Below are 21635 nucleotides of genomic sequence, written 5' to 3'. Positions count from 1 at the left end.
TCATCATTTTCCGATAGATTAAAGGATAAATTAATAATGAAAATAGTATTGTTAGACGCGTTAACCTTAGGAGATTGCGATCTCTCTTTGTTTTCTGAATTAGGGAATTTACCCAATACGATGTAACAGAGCCTGAGCAGACGTTAAGTCATATAGGTGATAATGAAATTATTTTAACCAATAAAGTCATGATTGATGAAGCGGTGATGTTGGCTAATCCGCAATTGAAACTTATCTGTATCACAGCGACAGGCACTAATAATGTTGATTTAGTAGCGACAGAAAAAGCGGGCATCATGGTTAAAAATGTGGCTGGATACTCAACGGAAAGTGTTGCTCAGGCGACCATCGCGATGTTGTTACAATTAACCCAGCATAGCCGTTATTACGATGAATATACTTTAACTGGTCAGTGGACAACTAATCCAACCTTTACCCATATTGATAAAGGGTTTTCGGAGCTGAAAGGCAAGAAATGGGGAATCATTGGCTTTGGAGCAATAGGCCAAAGGGTTGCTGAAATTGCTAGCGTATTTGGTTGTGAGCTTTGTTATTTCTCAACCTCTGGTAAAAATTCACAACAAGCCATTGAGCAAGTAGATTTAGAGACATTATTATCGACCTGTGATTTTATTACTATTCATGCGCCTTTAAATGACAATACTGCAAACCTGATTGATAAGTTCGCAATCTCAAAATTAAAACCAGGTGCTATTATTTTGAACTTGGGGCGCGGTGGGATTATCGATGAAGATGCCATGGCAGAGGCCTTAGATGAACAGGATATTTATCATGGAACAGATGTATTAGCTATTGAGCCTATGATTGAAAACCATCCTTATTTACAGATCAAAAACAAAGAGCGTTTAGTGATCACCCCACACACAGCTTGGGCAAGTAAAGAAGCCCGCGATTGTTTGATTGAAAAAGTTGTTGGTAATATAAAGGATAGCTTTTAAACGGTGGGGATGAGATATTAGTGGTTAGTGATTTCCTCTCGTTTCCATGCTCCGCTTGGAAATGCATAGAAGCAATGCGTAACTTACGATAATAAATAAAACAGTATGAATTCCCACGGGGGACCGTGGGAACTAGATTAAAAAGGCCCACTTTATAAAAATATAAAGTGGGCCTTTTAGTTTTTACTGATAGCTGACAGCTAACCGCTGACGGCTCTTTTTTCTAACCTGGGAAAAAGATCAGTTTTAGTAAAAATAGAACTGCTAAGAACCAAACACTTGCACTTAATTCTTTTGCTTTACCGCTCATTACTTTAATAGCCGCAAAGGTAATAAAACCAATCGCGATACCGTTAGCAATAGAGAAGGTTAATGGCATCATGATAGCGATGATCACAACCGGTGCAGACTTCGGTAATATCGTCCCAATTGATGTCTTTTAATCCACCAACCATTAACACTGCAACGTATAATAATGCGCCTGCTGTTGCGTAAGCAGGTACCATTCCTGCAAGGGGTGCAAAGAAGAGAGCTAATAAAAACAGAATACCAACAACTACAGCTGTTAAACCTGTACGGCCACCTTCTGCAACACCGGCAACACTTTCAATATAACTAGTCGTAGTAGAAGTACCGAGCATTGAACCGGTAATTGAAGCGCCACTATCGGCAAGCAAGGCACGGTTTAGGCGTGGTAAATTACCTTTTTCATCTAATAATTTTGCTTTATCTGCAACGGCAATCAAGGTACCCGAAGTATCAAATAAATCGACAAATAAGAAAGCAAAAATAACGCTGATCATGCCAACATTAAAAGCGCCTGCGATATCCATTTGCAAGAAAGTAGGGGCAATACTTGGCAGCATAGAAACAATACCAGAATATTGCACATCACCAAATAGGATACCAAGAGCAGTGACAGCAAGAATTGCAATCATCACACCACCTTTAATACGGTAATGTGCAAGGGCAATGATTAAGAAAAATCCTAATGAAGCAAGCGCGACAGGAAGCTCAGTTAAATCACCTAATGAAACTAATGTCGCAGGGTTATCAATTACGATACCGGCATTCTTAAGTGCGATAAGCGCAAGGAAAAGACCAATACCAGCGACGATACCTTTACGCATTGGTAGAGGAATAGAATTAATGATCCACTCACGAATTTTAAATAAGCTAAGTAGTGTAAAACAGATACCAGAAAGGAAAACAGCGCCAAGTGCTACTTGCCAGCTATAACCCATGTCTAAGACAACAACATAACTAAAAAAAGCGTTTAAACCCATGCCTGGTGCAAGTGCAACTGGGTAGTTCGCATAAAAGCCCATAATGAAACAACCTACAGTCACCGCTAAACAGGTTGCCACAAATACCGCGCCTGGGTCCATTTGTGTAGCTGATAACATCGAAGGGTTAACAAAGATGATATAAGCCATGGTTAAGAAGGTAGTAAAACCAGCAATAACCTCTGTTTTTAGAGAAGTTTTTTGTTCGCTAAGTTTAAATAATTTTTCGAGCATTTGCATTTAATCGAGCCTATTTTAGTTAAGATTGTAAAATTTGCGACGATTATAAGTACTAAGCTCCTTGTTATCTAGTGATTAAAGTTATTAATAAATCATGAAATGATCAATCACAAGTTTAACTAATTGTTTTGATTTTTTAGTGGCAATCAATAGCGCTCTTTTGGGCGCAGGATGACCTTCAACGGTTTTGTTTTTATCATTGGGATCTAAATAGTCTTCTAACGATTCATTAGTCATCCAAGCAGTGTCTTGCGCTGTTCGCCAGTTAATGTGTCATTAATATCCACAATTCTTACATTTTCAAAGTCACATTTTTCAACCCATAGTTTTAATGCTTCAGCACTGGGTAAAAACCAAATATTACGCATTTTGGCATAACGATCATCGGGTACTAACACATCGTTTTTGCCTCCATCGATAACTAAGGTCTCTAGAACTAATTCTCCACCTTCAACTAATTGGTCTTGCAGTTGAGTAATATGGTCCATAGGAGATTTGCGATGATACAAAACACCCATAGAAAAAACTGTATCAAAGGCTTCTAACTTCGGTAACTCTTGAATACCTAAGGGTAATAAATGCACGTTTTGTTCTTTATTAGCAAAGTGACGAACCGCTTCAAATTGACAAAGGAACAGGTCACTAGGATCAATACCCACTACAAATTCAGCGCCTTCACCGCGCATTCGCCACATATGGTAACCACTGCCACAGCCAACATCTAATACATAACGATATTTGAGCGGGCTGATATGTGGTAAAACACGGTCCCATTTCCAATCACTTCGCCATTCCGTATCGATATGAATGCCATGAATATGAAAAGGCCCTTTACGCCAAGGGTGAAATTTTTGTAGCAGGTTTTCTAATTTTTTAGTTTCGCCAAGGGAAAGCTCTTCGGCACTGCCAATTTCAACACGTTCTTTTAGCTCAATATTTTGTGTTTTGATGTCAGGGAATTTATTCAATACACGGATCCAGCTCGCTAATTTTCCATGTACATGAACATTTTCCCAATCATGTAGTCGCTGAGGTAAAATTCGTAACCAATGGCTTAAACGATTTTGGGCGATGATGCTGTAAAAGTTACTGAAGTCGATCATATTGATTTTGTTACCGTTAAATTAAATCTGGAAATAAGTGCTAAAGGATTACTTTATACTTAGAATTGATCCGAAATTGAAACATTGATACCACAAATTATTGTGTTCAAAGCCTGCTTTTTGTAAACGTTGATAATGCTGTTCAACCGTATCGGCAATTAACACGTTCTCAAGAGAAGATCGTTTTTGACTTATTTCTAATTCGCTATAACCATTGTTACGTTTGAAATCTAAATGCAGGTCAATTAACAGCTGGTGGCTTAATTCATCCTCAAATACAAATTTTTCCGATAATACCAACACGCCACCCGGTAATAAGCCATTATAAATATTAGTCAATAATTCAAGGCGTTTTTCTGGGGTTAAAAATTGCAGAGTGAAATTAAGCACTACCACAGAGGCATTCTCAATTTTTATGTTACAGATATCCTCCTGTAAAACACTCACAGGAATATCAGAGCGATAAGCATTAATGGTTTCTGAGCAACGTTTGATCATTGCTTCAGAACTATCAACCGCAATAATTTGGCAACCTTGGGTATTTTTTAATGCGCTACGCATTGACAGTGTGGTCGCGCCTAATGAACAACCGAGATCATAAAGGTTACTGTTTGCCACCGCTTTTCGTTCGGTGATCATAGCGATGGTTTGAATGATTTTTTCATAACCTGGTACCGAGCGCTTAATCATATCTGGGAATACTTGGGCAACCTGTTCATCAAATGTAAAACCACCGATTTGTTGCAAAGGTTTATTATAAATATTGTCTTTGTTTGCCATTTTTCTTCTCATGCATTAATTTTGAAGGCATATTTTACTTAAATAAAGTGTGGTGGTCATTTTTTTCTTTTATAATGAGCGATTATATTTTCTCGAATAAACAAACAGGAATCGATAATGCGCACTATGTATTGTGGAGAAGTGACCGAGGCTAACATTGGTCAACAAGTGGAATTAGTAGGTTGGATAAACAAACAACGCGATCTAGGTGGTGTAACCTTTTTAGATGTACGTGATCGTGAAGGCATTGTGCAAGTTTTCTTTGATAATGATACACCTGAAGCAACGGCTATCGTCGCAACCAGTTCGTAATGAATTTTGTATTAAAATGAAAGGCGAAGTGCGAGCGCGTCCTGAAGGCCAAGTAAACAAAAACATGACCACAGGTGGTATTGAAATTCGTGGTCTTGAACTCGAAGTCTTAAACCGTGCTAAACCTTCTCCATTAGATAGCAATCAAACAAACTCTGAAGAGCAACGTTTACGTTACCGTTATTTAGACCTTCGTCGTCCAGAAATGGCTGAGCGTATGGTGTTCCGTTCAAAAGTAAGTAGCTTTGTTCGTCGTTTCCTAGATGACAATGGTTTCCTAGACGTTGAAACGCCTATTCTAACTAAAGCAACACCAGAAGGTGCACGTGACTACTTAGTACCAAGCCGTACTCATAAAGGTCAGTTCTTTGCATTACCACAGTCACCACAGTTATTTAAACAACTATTAATGATGTCTGGCTTAGATAAATACTATCAGATCGTTAAATGTTTCCGTGATGAAGATTTACGTGCTGATCGTCAACCTGAATTCACGCAAATAGATATCGAAACTTCATTTATGAGTGCTGATGAAGTGATGGAAAAAACCGAAGAAATGGTGGTGAAACTTTTCCAAGAGATGCTAGATGTTGATTTAGGTTTATTCCCTAAAATGACTTATGCAGAAGCCATGCGCCGTTTTGGTAGTGATAAGCCTGACCTCCGTATCGACTTTGAATTAGTTGACGTCGCTGACTTATTAAAAGAAGTAGAGTTTAACGTTTTCTCTGGTCCTGCAAATGATGCAGACAGCCGTGTCGCGGTTATCTGTGTTCCAGGTGGTGCAAAACTTTCACGTAAAAACATCGATGAGTACGGTAAATACGTCAACATCTACGGTGCTAAAGGTTTAGCATGGATGAAAGTCAATGAAGCCGCTAAAGGTCTTGAAGGTGTTCAATCACCAATCGCTAAATTCTTAAACGAAGAAATTGTAACTGAACTTCTAAAACGTACTGATGCAAAAGATGGCGATATCATCCTATTTGGCGCAGACAAAGCCAACGTGGTTGCTGAGGCAATTGGTGCATTACGTTTGAAAGTCGCAGAAGATCTTGGTTTGATTAAAGATGAGTGGAAACCGCTTTGGGTTATCGATTTCCCAATGTTTGAACCGCTTGAAGATGGCTCGTTAACGCCATTACATCACCCGTTCACTGCACCTATTAATATGACTGCTGAAGAACTTGAAGCAAGCCCAGTAGGCGCGATTTCTAATGCTTACGATATGGTATTAAATGGTTGTGAATTAGGTGGTGGTTCTGTTCGTATTCACAAACAAGATATGCAAGTCGCCATTTTCCGCATCTTGAATATTAGTGATGAAGAAGCACAAGACAAGTTCGGTTTCTTATTAGAAGCATTACAATACGGTACACCACCACATGCAGGTTTAGCATTTGGTTTAGACCGTTTGGTAATGCTAATGACTAAGACAACTTCTATTCGTGAAGTGATTGCCTTCCCGAAAACAGCTTCTGCGACTTGTCCTTTAACTAATGCACCAGGCGTTGCTAATCCTGCGGCTCTTGCAGAGTTAAATATTGCACTTGTTAAAGAAAAATAAAAGCTTGTAAAAATGAGATTTAACGATCGTTTTTAACCATGAAAAGCCTTTTTATATAATAAACGGTGCCTTGGGCACCGTTTTTTTTGCTTTTTGCTTATTAAGGATTACATTAAATGGTAGATCGTGATTATTCTTATCATGATTTAAAAATCAATTATGGAGTGCTAGATGTTTGTTGAAATAGAGATCGCTGATTTAAAAGTTGGTATGTATCTCGTTGAAATAATTAAACCGAAGGATAAGTTTCAGCTACTTGATTCTGGTTTGATCAAAAAAGCAAAAACAATTATTTCATTACAACAAAAAGGGGTTGAAATAGTCTTAATTGACCCAGAAAGAGCGCAAATTCCCGCAGAAAAAACAGTACCTAGTGAAAGTAAACAGTCTTTCAAGGAAGCAATTGTTAAAGCTAAAGCAGTTTTTGATGAATCAAAAAACATTCAAAAGAAATTGTTTCAGGTCAGCTGAAAATGGCTCTCCATTAGATTTAGGTTCCGTTAATCTGATCACTGATGAATCGATAGATATTATTTTTGAAAATCCTGATGCTTTAGCTTGTATTCTAAATCTACGTAATAAAGACGAGTATTTGTTAGAACATTCTGTTGCTGTATCTGTATTGATGACGATATTTTCTTGTTATCTTAAAATTGACAAAGCAACCGTAAGGAAACTTGCAGTAGGTGCATTTTTGCATGATGTTGGTAAAATTATGGTGCCTGACAGCATTCTTAATAAACCAGGAAAGTTAACTGACCCAGAATTTGAGGTAATGAAAAGCCACGCTAGTTACTCTATCGAAATTATTAAAAAAACACCCGGTATAGATCCTATAAGCTTAGAGGTAGTCGCGTTACATCATGAACAACTCAGTGGCAATGGTTATCCAAATGGGGTAACTGAGATTTCCAAATATGGGCGCATGATTGCTATCTGTGATATTTTTGATGCGCTTACTTCGATACGTTGTTATAAAGAGGGGATGTCACAGGTAAAAGCATTCGGAATTTTACGCAATTTAGCTAAGAGCAATCATTTAGATGTTGAGCTTGTGGACCAATTTATTCATTGTATGGGAGTTTATCCAGTTGGCGCTATTGTACAGTTAGAATCGAATCGTTTAGCAATTGTGGAATCCCAAAACCCAGGGTCTTCTCTTTTACCTAAAGTGGCTACTTTTTATAATTTAGGAGTCAAAGGTTTTGAAATGGAAGAGAAAATTGATTTAGCAATAAATGAAAACGAACACATCGCAAAATGTGTTCGTGCTGACGATTTTGATTTAGATATGCAACAAATTATTGAGTATCTTGCCCAACAAGGTTAACGAATAATTGTCATTTGACCATCGTCCTTATCCATAGAACATAATTGTGAGCTGTTGATGTCGTAACGCCATCCGTGTAGCGTTAATGTTCCAGCTTCAACACGTTCTTTTATCCATGGGAAAGTCATCAAGTTTTGTAAAGACTGCTGTATGCCTTTCTTTTCACAGTGACTATAACGAGTCGGTTGATCTATAACCGTTTCATCACTTAATATTTCGTTTCTAACACCTTCTAATTGTTGCATCCATTTACCGATAAAAGTATCTGGTTTATTAGTTTCAGGTGTATCCATCAATGCTTTAATACCACCACATTGGGTATGTCCAAGGACAATAATACTTTCTACCTCAAGACCTGTTACTGCAAACTCTAATGCGGCACTTGTACCATGAAAGCTATCAGTCTCTTCCTTTGGTGGTACTAAATTAGCAACATTTCGAATAACAAAAAGGTCGCCTGGTTCGCAATCAAGAATAACACTTGGATCAACACGTGAATCAGAACAGCTGATTAATGCTATTTTAGGGAATTGTCCCTGTTCGGCTAATTGTCGAAGTTTATCTTTATTTTCTTGATAATAACCTTCACGAAAGCGTTGGTATCCAGCAATTAATTTATCTGTAGCAGGCATCAGTATTATTTCCTTATGATTAATTTCTCAATCATAGTGCATTTCTAGTATAAATAATAATTAAAGTATATTATCAGTACCATTAAAAATATTTATGCAATATGTTTGCCGAGGTTTCTATGCGTACTACATTACACCAATTAAAAGTATTCACACAGGTTTCTCGCATGCTGAATTTTACTAAAGCAGGTGAAGTGCTTGGACTAACACAACCCGCTGTGAGTATCCAAATTAAACAATTAGAGGAAAACCTGGGCATTACTCTATTTGAGAAAATAGGCAAAACACTTTATTTAACACCTGCTGGGAAAGAGTTACAGGCTTTTAGTGAAGATATATTTATCCGTTTTGAAAATATGGATATGTCATTAAGTGCTTTAAAAGGAGAGTTACAAGGTGATTTTTATCTCTCGGCGGTGAGTAGTGCAAAATACTTTACGCCTCATTTGTTGGGTGCTTTTCATAAAAAGTATCCTAAAGTAAACCTTCATTTAGAGATTGTAAATCGAGAACATATTATTTTGCGCCTACAGGAGAATAAAGATGACCTCGTTATTATGGGGTTGTTACCAGAGATGCCTTTGGCACGTTACCCCTTCGTTGATAATCCAATTATTTTAATTTCAAGTCCAAACCACCCCTTAGCAAAAAAACGAAACATTGATTTATCAGAGCTTTCTAGTTATCCATTTTTACAACGTGAAAAAGGTTCTGGTACACGTAAAGCTTTAGAGGAGTTCTTACGTGAAAACTCGATTAAATTACAAACTACTATGATGTTAGGCAATAGTGAAACTATTAAGCAAGGTGTAATGGCAGAGCTGGGGATTTCAGCCGTTTCTCGCCATAGCGTTTCCTTGGAGCTGGCAACTAATGCATTGGTAGAGTTGGATGTAATTGGCTTTCCTTTAGTGCGTAGTTGGTATGTTGTACACCATGAGAGTAAAAATCTGACTCCTATTGCTAATGCCTTTATAGAATTTGTTTTATCAGAACAAGAAAATGTTCCTGCTCTATGTAATCGCTTTTTAGAGCACCATTTTGATACTGTCAGCTACCTTAAATAATAGAATACGTTATTATCAAAAGTATTAATTACTTGAAATTAAAAATATTTTTGCGCTAAAGGGCCTCAAGCAGTAAAGTGCAAGCTTGGTTTCGATAAGTGTTAGGGGAATTGTGAGTATTATTCTTGGTATCGACCCAGGATCTCGTATTACAGGTTATGGTGTAATAGAGCAAAAGGGCAGTAAATGCTTTTATATCGCTAGTGGTTGTATTCGTACTAAAGGTGAAACCTTAGCCCCTAAGCTGGATATGATTTTTAAAGGCATTAGTGAAATTATTACTCAATATCAACCAACTGAATTTGGTATTGAACAAGTGTTTATGGCTAAAAATCCAGACTCCGCACTTAAACTCGGTCAAGCACGTGGTGCGGCTATTGTTCGTCGCTACACAAGCTGATCTATATGTTTGTGAATATTCTGCAAGACAAATAAAACAATCGGTGGTCGGGTCAGGCGTCGCTAATAAAGAACAGGTGCAGTCTATGGTAATGCAAATATTAAATCTTTCAGGGAAACCCCAAGCCGATGCCGCTGATGGTTTAGCGGTAGCAATTTGCCATGCACATACGGCACAGTCATTAGTTGCAATGTCTGGTAAAGTGAAAAAAACAGTACGTGGGAGGTTTCGTTGAACTCATTCCCAAAATTGTCTTTTTCTGAAGCTTCAATAGGCATTTTCTATGCGCTTGGCGCCTATTTAATGTGGGGCTTTGCACCAATCTATTTTAAATATTTAGGTTTTGTACCGGTTGACGAAATATTAGCGCACCGAGTTATTTGGTCGGTTGTGGTGACCGGACTTCTGATCACTGTATTAGGAGGCTGGTCTGATGTAAAAGAAGTCTGCTTATCTGCTAAAAAACTTTTATTGTTGTTGGTAACGACGTTGTTAATCAGTAGCAATTGGATGGTTTTTATTTGGGCGGTAAACAATGATCGTATGTTAGAGGCGAGTCTTGGTTATTATATCAATCCGTTAATTAGTGTTTTATTAGGCATGATATTTTTAAAGGAATCACTGAGTCGTATTAGATGGATAGCCGTTGGTTTTGCATTTATAGGTGTTTTAATTCAAGTTTTTTCTTTAGGTGCACTACCTTGGGTTTCACTTGTTTTACCACTTACCTTTGCTTTTTATGGGTTATTACGTAAAAAAGTCAAAATCGAGGCATTAACCGGATTATTTATTGAAACCCTAATAGTCGCTCCTATCGCGCTATATTATTTAGTTTTGATTGCCGATAGTGAGTATTCCAACATGCTTGATAATAGTATGTCTTTAAATCTATGGTTGATGTTTGCTGGCATCGTCACTGCTTCTCCACTTATCTTTTTTGGTCAAGCAACATTAAGGCTAAGCCTGTCTACACTGGGGTTTTTCCAGTATTTAGCACCATCAATATTATTTGTTTTTGCTGTATTAGTATATGGAGAAGAGCTGACCTTTGAAAAAGCAGTTACTTTTTTATTTATTTGGTCAGGTATTGTCCTGTTTGTTTTTGAGAAACAGATACGACAAAAATTAAAATAACACTGGATATAAAATCAGTCTTTTTTTATACTCTTTCTATTATAAATAGTTAGGATTAATGATGATTGGAAGACTGCGTGGTATTTTATTGGAAAAACAACCTCCTGAAGTATTGTTGGATGTATCCGGTGTCGGTTATGAAATTCAATTACCAATGAGTTCCTTTTATCCTTTGCCAGAAATAGGCAAAGAAGCCATTATTTATACCCATTTTGTGGTGCGAGAAGATGCTCAACTGTTATATGGATTTGCTGATAAACATGAACGAGCGATGTTTCGTGAATTAATTAAAGTTAATGGCGTTGGTCCTAAATTGGCTTTGGCCATTTTGTCAGGCATGTCAGCAAATCAGTTTGTACAATGTATCCATAATGATGCTGTAACGAGTTTAGTTAAGTTACCGGGTGTTGGTAAGAAAACTGCTGAACGTTTAGTTGTTGAAATGAAAGACAGATTAAAGAATTGGGTTGGGGCGGATTTATTAACCCCTGAATCTGATACTATGTCCTTTGACAATGGAATGGAAAATCCAACGGTTGCTCATAATGCTAAAGATGAAGCGATCAGTGCATTAATTGCCTTGGGTTATAAAGCGACAAGTGCTGAAAAAACCATTAAGCAAGTATACCAAGCAGGTATGGATAGTGAGGCGTTGATCCGAAGTTCACTAAAGAATATGCTTTAAATACAACATCTTTCTAATTAGGTAACAAAATGATTGAAGAAGATCGCCTTATATCTGCAACCCCAAAAGTGGATGATAACTTTGCTGATCGTGCTATTAGACCAAAACTATTAGTTGATTACGAGGGACAACCTCAAGTTAATAAGCAAATGGAGATTTTTATTGAGGCGACTCGGCAACGTAATGAAGCCTTGGATCATTTATTAATTTTTGGCCCGCCTGGTCTAGGTAAAACGACACTGTCACATATTGTTGCCAATGAATTAGATGTTAATATTAAAACTACCTCTGGACCTATTCTTGAAAAAGCAGGCGATTTAGTCGCTTTATTAACTAATCTTGAAGAAAACGATGTGTTATTTATTGATGAAATACATCGTTTAAGCCCAATTGTTGAAGAAATTCTTTATCCTGCAATGGAAGACTATCAGTTAGATATTATGATAGGGGAAGGGCCGGCGGACGTTCTATTAAGTTAGATTTGCCGCCTTTTACTTTGATTGGCGCAACCACCCGTGCTGGTTCGTTAACTTCGCCATTACGAGATCGCTTTGGAATTGTGCAACGCCTTGAGTATTATGAATTAAAGTCACTCACTAAAATTGTTTTACGCAGTGGTAAACACTTTAATCTTGATTTAGACGAGTCTGGTGCAATTGAAGTTGCTAAACGCTCGCGTGGTACGCCACGTATTGCAAATCGACTATTAAGGCGTGTACGGGATTATGCACAGGTAAAAAATGCCTCTGTGATCGATGCAAATATTGCTAAACAAGCATTAGATATGTTAGAAGTGGATAATCAAGGCTTTGATTATATGGATAGAAAGCTATTAATGGCTATTTTAGATACTTTTTTAGGTGGCCCGGTCGGATTAGACAATCTTGCTCAGCGCCATTGGTGAAGAAAAAGAGACCATCGAAGATGTCTTAGAGCCATACCTCATTCAACAGGGATTTTTACAACGCACGCCTCGAGGACGAATAGCAACCGACAGAACCTACCGACATTTTGGAATGGACAGAAGCTAATATAATCCCCTAAACATTCAATAAAGTATTTTTCTTGGAAAATATCATATCTCGCTCACTAAAATTAGATTTATCTAATTTAACTTTATCTTATTTAATGCTATTCTGAGTACTCCTTTTGGGGTGCTTTTTTTATTTTTGTTACTTTTCTAAATTTTATTTTTAACAGATTGATTTTTTAATTATTGTTATTTACATTAACGCAAATCGAAACAACACATAAAAAATATATTGGTCTTTTTTAAAGAATAATATTGATGTAAATCAATTTGAGTAGTATAAAGAGCCCTGAAATGTAATGTAAGTTATTGATGTTAAAGAAATGTTGTTACTTTTAATCAATTGTTAATTTTTTATTTTTATTTATTAACTTTTCTGTGAAGTTACTAAATAAAAGCAAAAATAACTATTCTGCATGCCATCTATAAAAATATGCCATCAGCTTGGATCATACTTTTTATTCAGATGAGCTTACCCTAAAAATTTAATTCACAATTTTATTAATTTTAAATATAAGGATAGAAATATGGAAGATATCGTTGACCTGTCGAGGTTTCAGTTTGCCATGACAGCTATGTATCATTTTTTATTTGTACCATTGACCTTAGGACTAGCCTGGCTCCTATTGATAATGGAATCACTTTATGTGATGACCAAAAAAGAAATATACAAGGATATGACAAAGTTTTGGGGAAGTTATTTGGTATTAACTTTGCGTTGGGTGTCGCAACTGGTCTAGCAATGGAGTTTCAGTTTGGTACTAACTGGGCTTATTACTCTCATTATGTTGGAGATGTCTTTGGCGCTCCATTAGCAATTGAAGGCTTAATGGCATTCTTTCTAGAGTCTACTTTTGTTGGTTTATTTTTCTTTGGTTGGGATCGATTAAGTAAACTACAACATTTAGTCGCAACCTTTTTAGTTGCTTTAGGTTCTAGCATGTCTGCATTATGGATTTTAGTTGCGAATGCTTGGATGCAAAATCCAGTGGGTGCTGAATTTAACTATGAAACCATGCGTATGGAAATGACTAGTTTTGCTGAGTTAGTGCTTAACCCTGTTGCGCAGGTGAAATTTGTACATACAGTTGCTTGCTGGTTATGTGGCCGGCGCTATGTTTGTATTAGCGATTAGCTCATATTACCTTTTAAAAGGACGTGATATGGCATTTGCTAAACGTTCTTTTTCAATCGCAGTCGCCTTTGGTACAGCAGGCATTCTGTGTACTATTTTACTTGGTGACGAAAGTGGTTATGAAGTGGGGGATGTGCAAAAAGTAAAACTTGCCGCCATTGAATCTGAATGGGAAACACATCCAGCTCCTGCGACTTTTAATCTAATTGGGCTTCCTAATCAAGAAGAACAACGTACAGATTATGCAGTTAAAATTCCGTTCGTATTGGGGATTATTGCGACACGATCATTAGACGAAGAAGTGACAGGTTTAAAAGACTTAATGGTTGAGCATGAAGCGCGTATTCGTAACGGTATGATTGCCTATGGCTTGCTTGAAAAATTGCGTGCCGGAGATGAAACAGTCGCAAATATCGAACGCTTTGAAGCAACCAAAATTGACTTAGGTTATGGCCTGTTAGTAAAACGATATGCGCCTAATGTGGTTGATGCAACTGACGCACAAATTCAGATGGCGGTAGATGATAGTATTCCTCACGTCGCACCATTATTTTGGTCTTTCCGCTTAATGGTCGGCTGTGGTGTCTTGATGTTGTTTATTTTCCTATTCGCCTTTTACCAATCAGCGAGTAATAAGGTCGGTGGTAATAAAACTTTCTTAAAAATATGTCTATATAGTTTGCCACTACCTTGGATTGCCATTGAAATGGGTTGGTATATTGCTGAATATGGACGTCAACCTTGGGCGATAGCAGAAATTTTGCCAACTCATATGGCGGTATCTTCTTTATCTAAAGATCAAATATGGTTCAGTATCATTTCAATCATCGCTTTTTATACAGTGTTGTTAGCGGTAGAGATGTTCTTAATGTTTAAATTTGCGCGCTTAGGTCCAAGCAGTTTAAAAACAGGAAAATACCACTTTGAGCAACTTGAGAACCAACAGGAGAGCAAATAATGTTTGATTATGAAACGTTAAAAGTAATTTGGTGGGTATTGATCAGCGTCCTATTGATCGGCTTTGCAGTCACAGAGGGCTTCGATATGGGTGTTGGTGCCTTAGTACCTATTATCGGGAAAAATGATGAACAGCGTCGTATTATGATCAACAGTATTGCCCCTCACTGGGAAGGTAATCAAGTCTGGTTAGTACTTGGTGCTGGTGCAATTTTTGCAGCTTGGCCTGCGGTATATGCGACTGCATTTTCAGGCTTTTATATTGCCATGATGCTTACCCTGTTTGCGCTTTTCTTCCGTCCGGTTGGTTTTGATTACCGAAGTAAAATTGCTGACCCGCGTTGGAGAAAAAGTTGGGATTGGGGGATCTTTATTGGTAGTACTGTACCACCGATTATCATAGGTGTTGCATTTGGTAACCTGTTACAAGGTGTGCCATTTATGCTAGATGAGTTTTTACGTGCAGATTACCAAGGTAGCTTCTTTGCCTTATTAAATCCATTTGGGTTATTGGTTGGTGTATTTAGTTTATGCTTATTTGTTTTACAAGGTTCTACTTGGTTACAAATGAAAACCGAAGATGAAGTACGTGCAAGTGCTCGTAAGGTAACGCTTATTGTTGCACCTATTACTGTATTGCTATTTGCCCTTGCTGGTTTTTGGTTAGCTAATGGCATCGATGGTTTTGTGATAACCTCGGCGATAGATACAAATGGTCCATCAACTCCATTATTGAAAACTGCAGTTATGCAAGAGGGGGCATGGTTAGAGAATTATGCGAAATATCCAATTACTATGGTTGCACCTTTAATTGGTTTGTTATTTCCACTGATTGCTATGTTGGCTAGTAAATTTAACCGTAGTGCTGTTGCATTTTTCTCAAGCAGTGTTGGTCTATTAGGTGTGTTGCTAACCTGTGGTATTAGTATGTTCCCATTCATTATGCCATCAAGTTTAAATCCAAGTCATAGCTTTACTGTTTGGGATGCAGTTTCGAGTGAATTCACTCTTAATATTATGACCATGGTCGCTGTTATTTTTATCCCTTGCATTCTGTTATATACAGGTTGGGCTTACTTCAAGATGTTTGGACGTATTGGTAAAGAATATATGGCTAAATATAAACATTCAGCGTATTAAATAAGGAATTAAATTATGTGGTATTTTGCTTGGATTTTAGGAATATTATTAGCTTGTTCCTTAGGTATTATTAATGGCTTGTGGTTAGAGCAAGTTGAAACTAATGAAAAAGAAGAAAAGGATAAAGAAGCTTAATTTTTTAGCTTCTTAGAATTTTTAAAACGAGAGTGATCAATTGGTTACTCTCGTTTTTTTAAGTTTTCTGTTTTATATTACACCAATAAGCTGAATCAATTTCTCGTAACCCTTTCCTTTAGAGCCCATTAATAACTTAATTGTTGATGTAAACTAGCGTAGTAAGCGTCCGCTTTTAATAACGTCTGATGCGAACCACTGTTGCGTATTTTGCCTTGCTCCATTAAATAGATGTTATCCATTTTATTCATCGCAGTTAATCTATGACTGATCATTATTACGGTTTTATTTTTAGAAAACTCAAACAGTAACGCTAAAATCTCACGTTCAGTACGTTTATCTAAGCCTTCTGTAGGTTCGTCTAATAGCAGAATCGGAGCATCATGTAATAAAACTCGTGCAACCCCAATACGGCGTTGTTCGCCTCCCGATAGTTGTCGACCGCCTTCACCTATCCAAGCATCTAAAGGCTTTTCACCCTGAGTCAGTGTGCTTAATCCAACTTTATTGAGAACTGAAATTAACAATGCATCATTATCAGTTTGTGACTGACGATTTTTTTCAACATTTTTTTGTGCAAGTATTAAGTTGCTTCTTAAGGTACCACTAAACAAATAAATGCGTTGGCTGACAATAGAAATCCCTGAGGTTAAAGCCATTTGGCTATAATCTTTAATATCTTTTCCATCAACAGTAATATGACCAGCTAAGGCTTGCCATTCGCGAGTCAATAATGACAATAGTGTTGATTTACCACAGCCTGTTTGCCCTAAAATAGCTACTTTTTCACCAGCTTTGATAGATAAATCAATGCCTTTTAAGATACTTTGTTGTTCTAAATTTTGATTTGAGTTCTGCTCAGGTTTATCATTCTCTTGTTTGTTAGTAGGATAAGAAAAGTGAATATCCTTTAATTCGATATTGCCTTTTTTAACCTCTAGGGTACTTTTCTCATTAAAAGTAATATCTGGAGTTTGCTCCACTAAATTATTGATACGTGTAGTCAGCTGCAATGCAGGAGGATAAATGTTGAAAGGCCCCAGCAATAGGCAATAACATTTCAATGCTAGCCAATACCATAAAAGCAATTAATGCTAATAGGGCACCAGGAGGTTGAAACTCACCAATACCTGATGATGCAATGTATAAAACTAAAATAACCAGAGTACCATGGCAAAGAATTAATAAAGCTTGGCTAAAGGCCATGATATTAGCCATTGATTTTTGGCTGGTTAATAAATTTATTTCTGCCTGTGTTAGTCGTTTACGAAAGTCCTGTACTACGCCAAATAAAGAAATCTCAGCTTGGCCCTGGATAAATTCTAATAATTGAACACGATAAATGCGTTTATTATGTAATTGCTCAACACCTGGTTTTTTTCCTAAAAAGTAAAATACCCAGGGTAAAACTAGCCAAATAAGCAATAAGCTACTGCCTATCATCAATGCTAATTGAGCATCAATCCAAGCGACTCCAAAGCACATCACCAGCAGAGTTAAAAAAGCACTGATGACTGGGGTTAACAAACGTAAATACAGATGATCTAGTGCATCGATATCTGCAACTAAACGATTTAATAAGTCTCCTTGACGATGACCCTGTAGATTAGATGCACTCAGTGGTAACAAATGACGCCAAGTCCATACTCGTAATTGTGTGAGCAATTTAAAGGTCGCTTCATGTGTTGCTAAGCGTTCTCCGTAGCGCCCTGCGGTGCGCAAAATAGAAAGAAAACGTACTGCACCACCCGGGGTAAAATAATTAAATGAATGTGCTGTTGCTACTGTTAACCCTGCAATAGCAGAAGCGGATAAAAACCAGCCAGATAATGATAATAAACCTATCCCTGCCATCAATGTAATAGTGCTTAATAGCAAACCAACTGCCATCATTAACCATTGGCTTTTGAATAATTTGATAAAAGGAAGTAATGACTTCATAGGTTTAGCTCCTTACCTTCATCCTTTTGCATTTCGTTAAATAAACCTGGGTATTGATTTAATTCTTTAAAGTCACCTCGTTGTACGATTTGCCCTTTTTCTAATACCAGTATTTGGCTCATGTGTTGCAATTGATCCAAGCGATGTGTGACCATTAAACTGAGCGATTGTGATGTGGCCTGAGTTAATGCACTGAAAATTTCTTGCTCGCTATGTTGGTCTAAGCTGGCCGTTGGTTCATCTAATAAATACACTTGTGCATCCTTTGCAAGCGCGCGTGCAAGTGCGATACGCTGTGCTTGTCCTACTGAAAGACCAGCCATTTGCTCACTAATATTGTGCTTTAATCCTTCTCTTTGTTGTTCTACAAAATCTAAAATATGTGCTTTTTTCAAACATGTTTTCACTTTATTTACGGATATCTCTGCCTTACCCATAGTGACATTTTCAATAATGTCGCCATGAAATAATTGCGGATCTTGTCCAAGCCAGGCCAATTGTGTTCGCCACTGTGTTATATCGATATCTTTTAACTCAATACCATTAATCTGCAGTGATCCTTGGTAGGGTAAAAAACCTAATAATGCATTTAATAAGCTACTTTTTCCTGAACCACTAGGACCTACTAGAGCCATCTGTTCGCCTTTTTTCAGGGTAAAATCTAGCGGTCCAACTAATTGAATACCATCAAGACTATACACACTGAGTTGCTCTGCTTTAATTTGTATATCTGACTGCCAATTAACTTCTGAAGTGCTTTGAGTTGTATTGTTTTGCTGATCAGATACTTGATAATCTAATAAGGCTTTTAGTTCTTCTGTCGCGCCTATGGCCTGTGCTTTTGCATGGTAATGTGTGCCCATATCGCGTAATGGTTGATAAAACTCTGGTGCTAACATTAAGATGAATAACCCAGTAAACAAGCTAATGCTCCCGCCATCAGTGCCATAATGGCCAAAATCTAGATGCCCTAAAAAGCTAAATCCAAAGTAAATTGCCAGCACTGCGATGGAAAGGGCGGAGAAAAATTCTAATACTGCGGAGCTTAAAAAAGCTAATCGTAATACGGACATGGTACGTTCACGGAATGACTCAGAAGCTGATGCTATTTCCTTAATTTCTGCTTCACTGCGGTTAAAAAGTTTAAGTGTTTTTAATCCCTTTAATCTATCCATAAAGTGGCCACTTAATTGTGCTAAGGCACTAAAATTCTTGCTATTCGCTTCGGCTACTCCTTTGCCCACTAAGATCATAAATATTGGGATTAATGGTGCAGTGGAAAATAAAATTAACCCAGTCGCCCAATTAAGTGGAAAAACAGCAATTAAAATACACAGGGGAATAAAACCCGCGAGTAACATTTGTGGTAAATAGCGCGCATAAAAGTCCTGTAGGTCTTCAACCTGCTCAAGAATAATACTTGCCCAGCTACCAGCGGGTTTTCCTTTAATAAAGGCGGGCCCTAACTCACTGATTTTATCTAATACGGCTTTTCGAATTTGTAAACGCAAACGCTTGCCTGCCTCAAAACTCGCTCTTTCGCGCCCAAAAGCTAATAAAGCACGAATAGGAATTAATAAAATCAGGTATAAAAACTCAGTATTAAAAGTGCTTCTAGGTAATTCATTAATAATGATATCTTGCAGGATAGTTGCTAATAGGTATGCCTGTAGCATTAGTGCTAAGCCAGTTAATAAACCAAACAGGACGGTTAACTTAAGAAAAATCCACAGTGGTGTTTTTGCTTTTTTAGCCAAGTTGTTAATTGTTTTTCTAATGCTTTATCCATTTCTGTATTTTTTCCGCGTAAATGCTAGATGTGAGACACTCAAGTATCGCAGGCATCGATGTTGAAATAAACCATTTCAGAGCAATATACGAAAGTAACTAAAAAGGTGATCAGTGATGCTGTTAAAGTTTTCTCTATGTGCTTAATGCGAATAATTAAAATTATAAAAAATCCGATCTGGGAAGATCGGATTTTCGAATAAATTTATTTATTGCAATAGATGATTTTTAAATTATTACGTTAATCCGCAGTGTGACTATTATTAATACTTGATTTGAGTATTATACCTTGTTCGTTGACATCAAGGCCCATTGACATACGGGTATTGTACTCACTAAGAAACATCATTTCCTCTGGAATACTTTCACCGGTAATCTCTGATGCGACCACGACAGGAGTCATCATCTTTTTAAAGTCCAAGCTCAAGCTGTGTAAACCATTTTTTGTTAATGCCTCCGTTGATAGTTTATTTGCTACCTTTTCACCCTAGTTCACCATTATAAATGACAAGGTGTTTGCCTTTGATAGCTAGTTTTGGGGCGATATTCAATTGTTTGGCCATTGGTAATATAGGGCTTAATTCAATCGTGTCTCCGTCTGCTGTAAGAGTTAGCTGTTGTAATTCAGGCAAAAACATTTTTACTGTATTGAATAGTAGGGCAGGGTTGTCTGCTGATAAAGTAAGTAGTGCATCTAAACTTTCTAATTCAGGTACATTGTTTTTATTTGCCATGGTGTAATCCAGTAAAGCAAAACTTAATCCTTTTACTCCATTAGCCATGCTTGCACTCATTCCTAGCATGGCAATTGAGTTGCTGGATTGCTTGATACTTGATTGAATGTTTGCCAGTGGCTGACACTGATAATTAGGCGTTTGTAAATCACTCCATATATTGTTTAATGATGTGCTTAGTTGGTTGATATCTAACCCTAAAGCGATTGCTAATACATTATTTTTAAGGTCATTGATGTAGTTAGGAATAAAACCTCGCAACATAGAAAGTGAATTTAAGATAGTTTGGTTTTGACTTTCTACAACAATAGCAGTTGCAATATTAGATTCAGTATTGTTAATTTCTAAGTTGGTATAACCAGCAATAGTACGAGGCCAATTTTGAACAATAGTTGATAATTCTGAAGCACATTGCTGATTACGTATTAGTGACAGATCTGCATTTTTACCTAAAGCTTGTTCTAGCTTGCTGATTTGTCTAGCAAGTAAATTTTCATTTTCGGTAGTTAAGCCCTTTATTAATTCAACATGGTTGATAAAACCGAGGCCTTCTTTTTGAAATGGTGCTTTTTAATTATGTCATTAATAATTGTAACGTCCGCTAATGAATTATCCGCTTTATCAAGCCCAAGTGCCATAGCCAGTGAAGATTGATCATTATACTGACTATTTAAAGTAACGGTTAAAAGTCCATTTGCCACCGAGATGATTAACTCGACCTTTGCCGGATCACTTTCATCACTGATAAGATAACTTCGGTATGATTGCCCCTTTAGGCTCTTTTTTGATGAGTAAAACCTGTTTCAAGTTCCGTTTTATCAAGTAAATCCCAAATGGCTTGCTGGTTTGCAATTTCTATTTTCAAAACGGGTAATAAACCAATGCTATAGAAGTAGGCTCGCATTTCATCGGCTAAACCAAAGGTTTTTATTAACTCATCGGCATTGCTTAAATTGGTTTGATAAGTGTTTAATAAACTTAGCGCAAAGTTAATTCCTGGATTAGCAGGATCGTATAATTGCTCAAATCCCTCTTGATTGCTTGTTGTCGCTATTCTTGGCGCGGAGGCAATATAATTTTTAATAGGGAAAGGTTCAAGTGATGCCGAAAAAATGGGCGTATCAGCAGGAATATATTCAAGTACATTATAAGATGATGCTACATTATTTTGTTGATAAACGTAAGAACCTGCAACGGCACCAATGGTCGCTATTGCGCCCACTAATAATAATTTTTTCAAGTTATATGCTCCAAAGGAAAGAGGGGAGGTAAGCGCCTAT

At 37.2% G+C, this 21635-nt stretch carries 15 protein-coding genes and 8 pseudogenes; 13 read left to right on the top strand and 10 right to left on the bottom strand.

Going from position 1 to position 21635, the window contains the following annotated elements; all coding sequences use genetic code 11:
- The first annotated feature begins 98 nt into the window (after positions 1-98).
- Entirely contained in the window at positions 99-959 is an 861-nt protein-coding gene (locus ACLKMH_RS20695; protein WP_413702427.1) for a D-2-hydroxyacid dehydrogenase, read from the top strand.
- A 223-nt stretch (positions 960-1182) separates the two neighbouring features.
- On the opposite strand, the pseudogene ACLKMH_RS20690 reads toward ACLKMH_RS20695, so the two are convergent.
- The 3 genes and pseudogenes from ACLKMH_RS20690 to cmoA all read right to left on the bottom strand — a co-directional run bounded on the left by ACLKMH_RS20690 (position 1183) and on the right by cmoA (position 4368).
- Positions 1183-2479: pseudogene (locus tag ACLKMH_RS20690) on the bottom strand (NCS2 family permease).
- A 90-nt stretch (positions 2480-2569) separates the two neighbouring features.
- Positions 2570-3588, bottom strand: a pseudogene (gene cmoB / locus ACLKMH_RS20685) (tRNA 5-methoxyuridine(34)/uridine 5-oxyacetic acid(34) synthase CmoB).
- Between the two features lie 48 nt (positions 3589-3636).
- Entirely contained in the window at positions 3637-4368 is a 732-nt protein-coding gene (gene cmoA / locus ACLKMH_RS20680; protein WP_413699767.1) for a carboxy-S-adenosyl-L-methionine synthase CmoA, read from the bottom strand.
- A gap of 117 nt (positions 4369-4485) precedes the next feature.
- Between cmoA and aspS the strand changes: the two are divergent.
- From aspS to ACLKMH_RS20665, 3 genes and pseudogenes are all read left to right on the top strand, one after another.
- Positions 4486-6247: pseudogene (gene aspS / locus ACLKMH_RS20675) on the top strand (aspartate--tRNA ligase).
- 171 nt (positions 6248-6418) lie between these two features.
- Positions 6419-6718: a DUF3391 domain-containing protein gene (locus ACLKMH_RS20670; RefSeq protein ID WP_413699766.1), complete on the top strand. Its 300-nt coding sequence runs from the start codon at positions 6419-6421 to the stop codon at positions 6716-6718.
- On the top strand, positions 6675-7577 hold the full coding sequence (locus ACLKMH_RS20665) for an HD-GYP domain-containing protein (protein ID WP_413699765.1): 903 nt from the start codon (positions 6675-6677) through the stop codon (positions 7575-7577). The genes ACLKMH_RS20670 and ACLKMH_RS20665 overlap by 44 nt, the downstream gene beginning before the upstream one ends.
- Here the strand turns inward: ACLKMH_RS20665 and ACLKMH_RS20660 are convergent.
- A complete protein-coding gene (locus ACLKMH_RS20660; RefSeq protein ID WP_413699764.1) occupies positions 7574-8209 on the bottom strand; it encodes a carbonic anhydrase in 636 nt (211 codons plus the stop codon). The genes ACLKMH_RS20665 and ACLKMH_RS20660 overlap by 4 nt on opposite strands.
- A 119-nt stretch (positions 8210-8328) precedes the next feature.
- Between ACLKMH_RS20660 and ACLKMH_RS20655 the strand changes: the two genes are divergently transcribed.
- The 9 genes and pseudogenes from ACLKMH_RS20655 (at position 8329) to cydX (ending at position 15892) form a co-directional block, all read left to right on the top strand.
- The gene (locus tag ACLKMH_RS20655; RefSeq protein WP_413699763.1) at positions 8329-9276 is read left to right on the top strand and encodes a LysR family transcriptional regulator; all 948 of its coding nucleotides are present in this window, start codon (positions 8329-8331) and stop codon (positions 9274-9276) included.
- A gap of 112 nt (positions 9277-9388) precedes the next feature.
- Positions 9389-9911: pseudogene (gene ruvC, locus ACLKMH_RS20650) on the top strand (crossover junction endodeoxyribonuclease RuvC).
- Positions 9908-10810 carry an EamA family transporter RarD gene (gene rarD / locus ACLKMH_RS20645; protein ID WP_413699762.1) on the top strand — a complete coding sequence of 301 codons (903 nt, stop codon included), beginning with the start codon at positions 9908-9910 and terminating at the stop codon, positions 10808-10810. The pseudogene ruvC and the gene rarD overlap by 4 nt, the downstream one beginning before the upstream one ends.
- Positions 10811-10871: 61 nt before the next feature.
- Positions 10872-11495 carry a Holliday junction branch migration protein RuvA gene (gene ruvA, locus ACLKMH_RS20640; protein ID WP_413699761.1) on the top strand — a complete coding sequence of 208 codons (624 nt, stop codon included), beginning with the start codon at positions 10872-10874 and terminating at the stop codon, positions 11493-11495.
- A gap of 29 nt (positions 11496-11524) precedes the next feature.
- Positions 11525-12526 (top strand): annotated as a pseudogene (gene ruvB / locus ACLKMH_RS20635) (Holliday junction branch migration DNA helicase RuvB).
- 526 nt (positions 12527-13052) lie between these two features.
- Positions 13053-13660 (top strand): annotated as a pseudogene (locus tag ACLKMH_RS20630) (cytochrome ubiquinol oxidase subunit I).
- Positions 13602-14618 carry a cytochrome ubiquinol oxidase subunit I gene (locus ACLKMH_RS20625; RefSeq protein ID WP_413699760.1) on the top strand — a complete coding sequence of 339 codons (1017 nt, stop codon included), beginning with the start codon at positions 13602-13604 and terminating at the stop codon, positions 14616-14618. The pseudogene ACLKMH_RS20630 and the gene ACLKMH_RS20625 overlap by 59 nt, the downstream one beginning before the upstream one ends.
- Complete coding sequence (cydB, locus tag ACLKMH_RS20620; RefSeq protein WP_413699759.1) at positions 14618-15757, top strand: cytochrome d ubiquinol oxidase subunit II; 1140 nt, start codon at positions 14618-14620, stop codon at positions 15755-15757. The genes ACLKMH_RS20625 and cydB overlap by 1 nt, the downstream gene beginning before the upstream one ends.
- 15 nt (positions 15758-15772) lie before the next feature.
- Complete coding sequence (gene cydX / locus ACLKMH_RS20615; protein WP_413699758.1) at positions 15773-15892, top strand: cytochrome bd-I oxidase subunit CydX; 120 nt, start codon at positions 15773-15775, stop codon at positions 15890-15892.
- Between the two features lie 128 nt (positions 15893-16020).
- On the opposite strand, the pseudogene cydC reads toward cydX, so the two are convergent.
- The 6 genes and pseudogenes from cydC to ACLKMH_RS20585 all read right to left on the bottom strand — a co-directional run bounded on the left by cydC (position 16021) and on the right by ACLKMH_RS20585 (position 21595).
- Positions 16021-17833, bottom strand: a pseudogene (gene cydC / locus ACLKMH_RS20610) (heme ABC transporter ATP-binding protein/permease CydC).
- A pseudogene (gene cydD / locus ACLKMH_RS20605) lies at positions 17830-19622 on the bottom strand (heme ABC transporter permease/ATP-binding protein CydD). The pseudogenes cydC and cydD overlap by 4 nt, the downstream one beginning before the upstream one ends.
- Positions 19623-19862: 240 nt before the next feature.
- A complete protein-coding gene (locus ACLKMH_RS20600; RefSeq protein ID WP_413699757.1) occupies positions 19863-20027 on the bottom strand; it encodes a hypothetical protein in 165 nt (54 codons plus the stop codon).
- A gap of 76 nt (positions 20028-20103) precedes the next feature.
- The gene (locus ACLKMH_RS20595) at positions 20104-20619 is read right to left on the bottom strand and encodes a hypothetical protein (protein ID WP_413699756.1); all 516 of its coding nucleotides are present in this window, start codon (positions 20617-20619) and stop codon (positions 20104-20106) included.
- A 254-nt stretch (positions 20620-20873) separates the two neighbouring features.
- On the bottom strand, positions 20874-21056 hold the full coding sequence (locus tag ACLKMH_RS20590; protein ID WP_413699755.1) for a hypothetical protein: 183 nt from the start codon (positions 21054-21056) through the stop codon (positions 20874-20876).
- Between the two features lie 71 nt (positions 21057-21127).
- A complete protein-coding gene (locus ACLKMH_RS20585) occupies positions 21128-21595 on the bottom strand; it encodes a hypothetical protein (protein WP_413699754.1) in 468 nt (155 codons plus the stop codon).
- Positions 21596-21635: the final 40 nt, after the last annotated feature.

This window comes from Psychromonas sp. KJ10-10 (assembly GCF_047323245.1).
In the GTDB taxonomy this organism is placed as follows: Bacteria; Pseudomonadota; Gammaproteobacteria; order Enterobacterales; family Psychromonadaceae; genus Psychromonas.
The sequence above is the reverse complement of the archived record's forward strand: the minus strand, read 5'-3'. Positions and strand labels throughout refer to the sequence as shown.

What these genes read in the sequence shown, in the direction of transcription:
- cmoA (WP_413699767.1), bottom strand. Translation starts at nt 4,368, where the DNA reads ATGGCAAACAAAGACAATATTTATAATAAACCTTTGCAACAAATCGGT.
- ACLKMH_RS20670 (WP_413699766.1), top strand. Translation starts at nt 6,419, where the DNA reads ATGTTTGTTGAAATAGAGATCGCTGATTTAAAAGTTGGTATGTATCTC.
- ACLKMH_RS20665 (WP_413699765.1), top strand. Translation starts at nt 6,675, where the DNA reads ATGAATCAAAAAACATTCAAAAGAAATTGTTTCAGGTCAGCTGAAAAT.
- ACLKMH_RS20660 (WP_413699764.1), bottom strand. Translation starts at nt 8,209, where the DNA reads ATGCCTGCTACAGATAAATTAATTGCTGGATACCAACGCTTTCGTGAA.
- ACLKMH_RS20655 (WP_413699763.1), top strand. Translation starts at nt 8,329, where the DNA reads ATGCGTACTACATTACACCAATTAAAAGTATTCACACAGGTTTCTCGC.
- ruvA (WP_413699761.1), top strand. Translation starts at nt 10,872, where the DNA reads ATGATTGGAAGACTGCGTGGTATTTTATTGGAAAAACAACCTCCTGAA.
- cydB (WP_413699759.1), top strand. Translation starts at nt 14,618, where the DNA reads ATGTTTGATTATGAAACGTTAAAAGTAATTTGGTGGGTATTGATCAGC.
- cydX (WP_413699758.1), top strand. Translation starts at nt 15,773, where the DNA reads ATGTGGTATTTTGCTTGGATTTTAGGAATATTATTAGCTTGTTCCTTA.
- ACLKMH_RS20600 (WP_413699757.1), bottom strand. Translation starts at nt 20,027, where the DNA reads ATGATGACTCCTGTCGTGGTCGCATCAGAGATTACCGGTGAAAGTATT.
- ACLKMH_RS20595 (WP_413699756.1), bottom strand. Translation starts at nt 20,619, where the DNA reads ATGTTGCGAGGTTTTATTCCTAACTACATCAATGACCTTAAAAATAAT.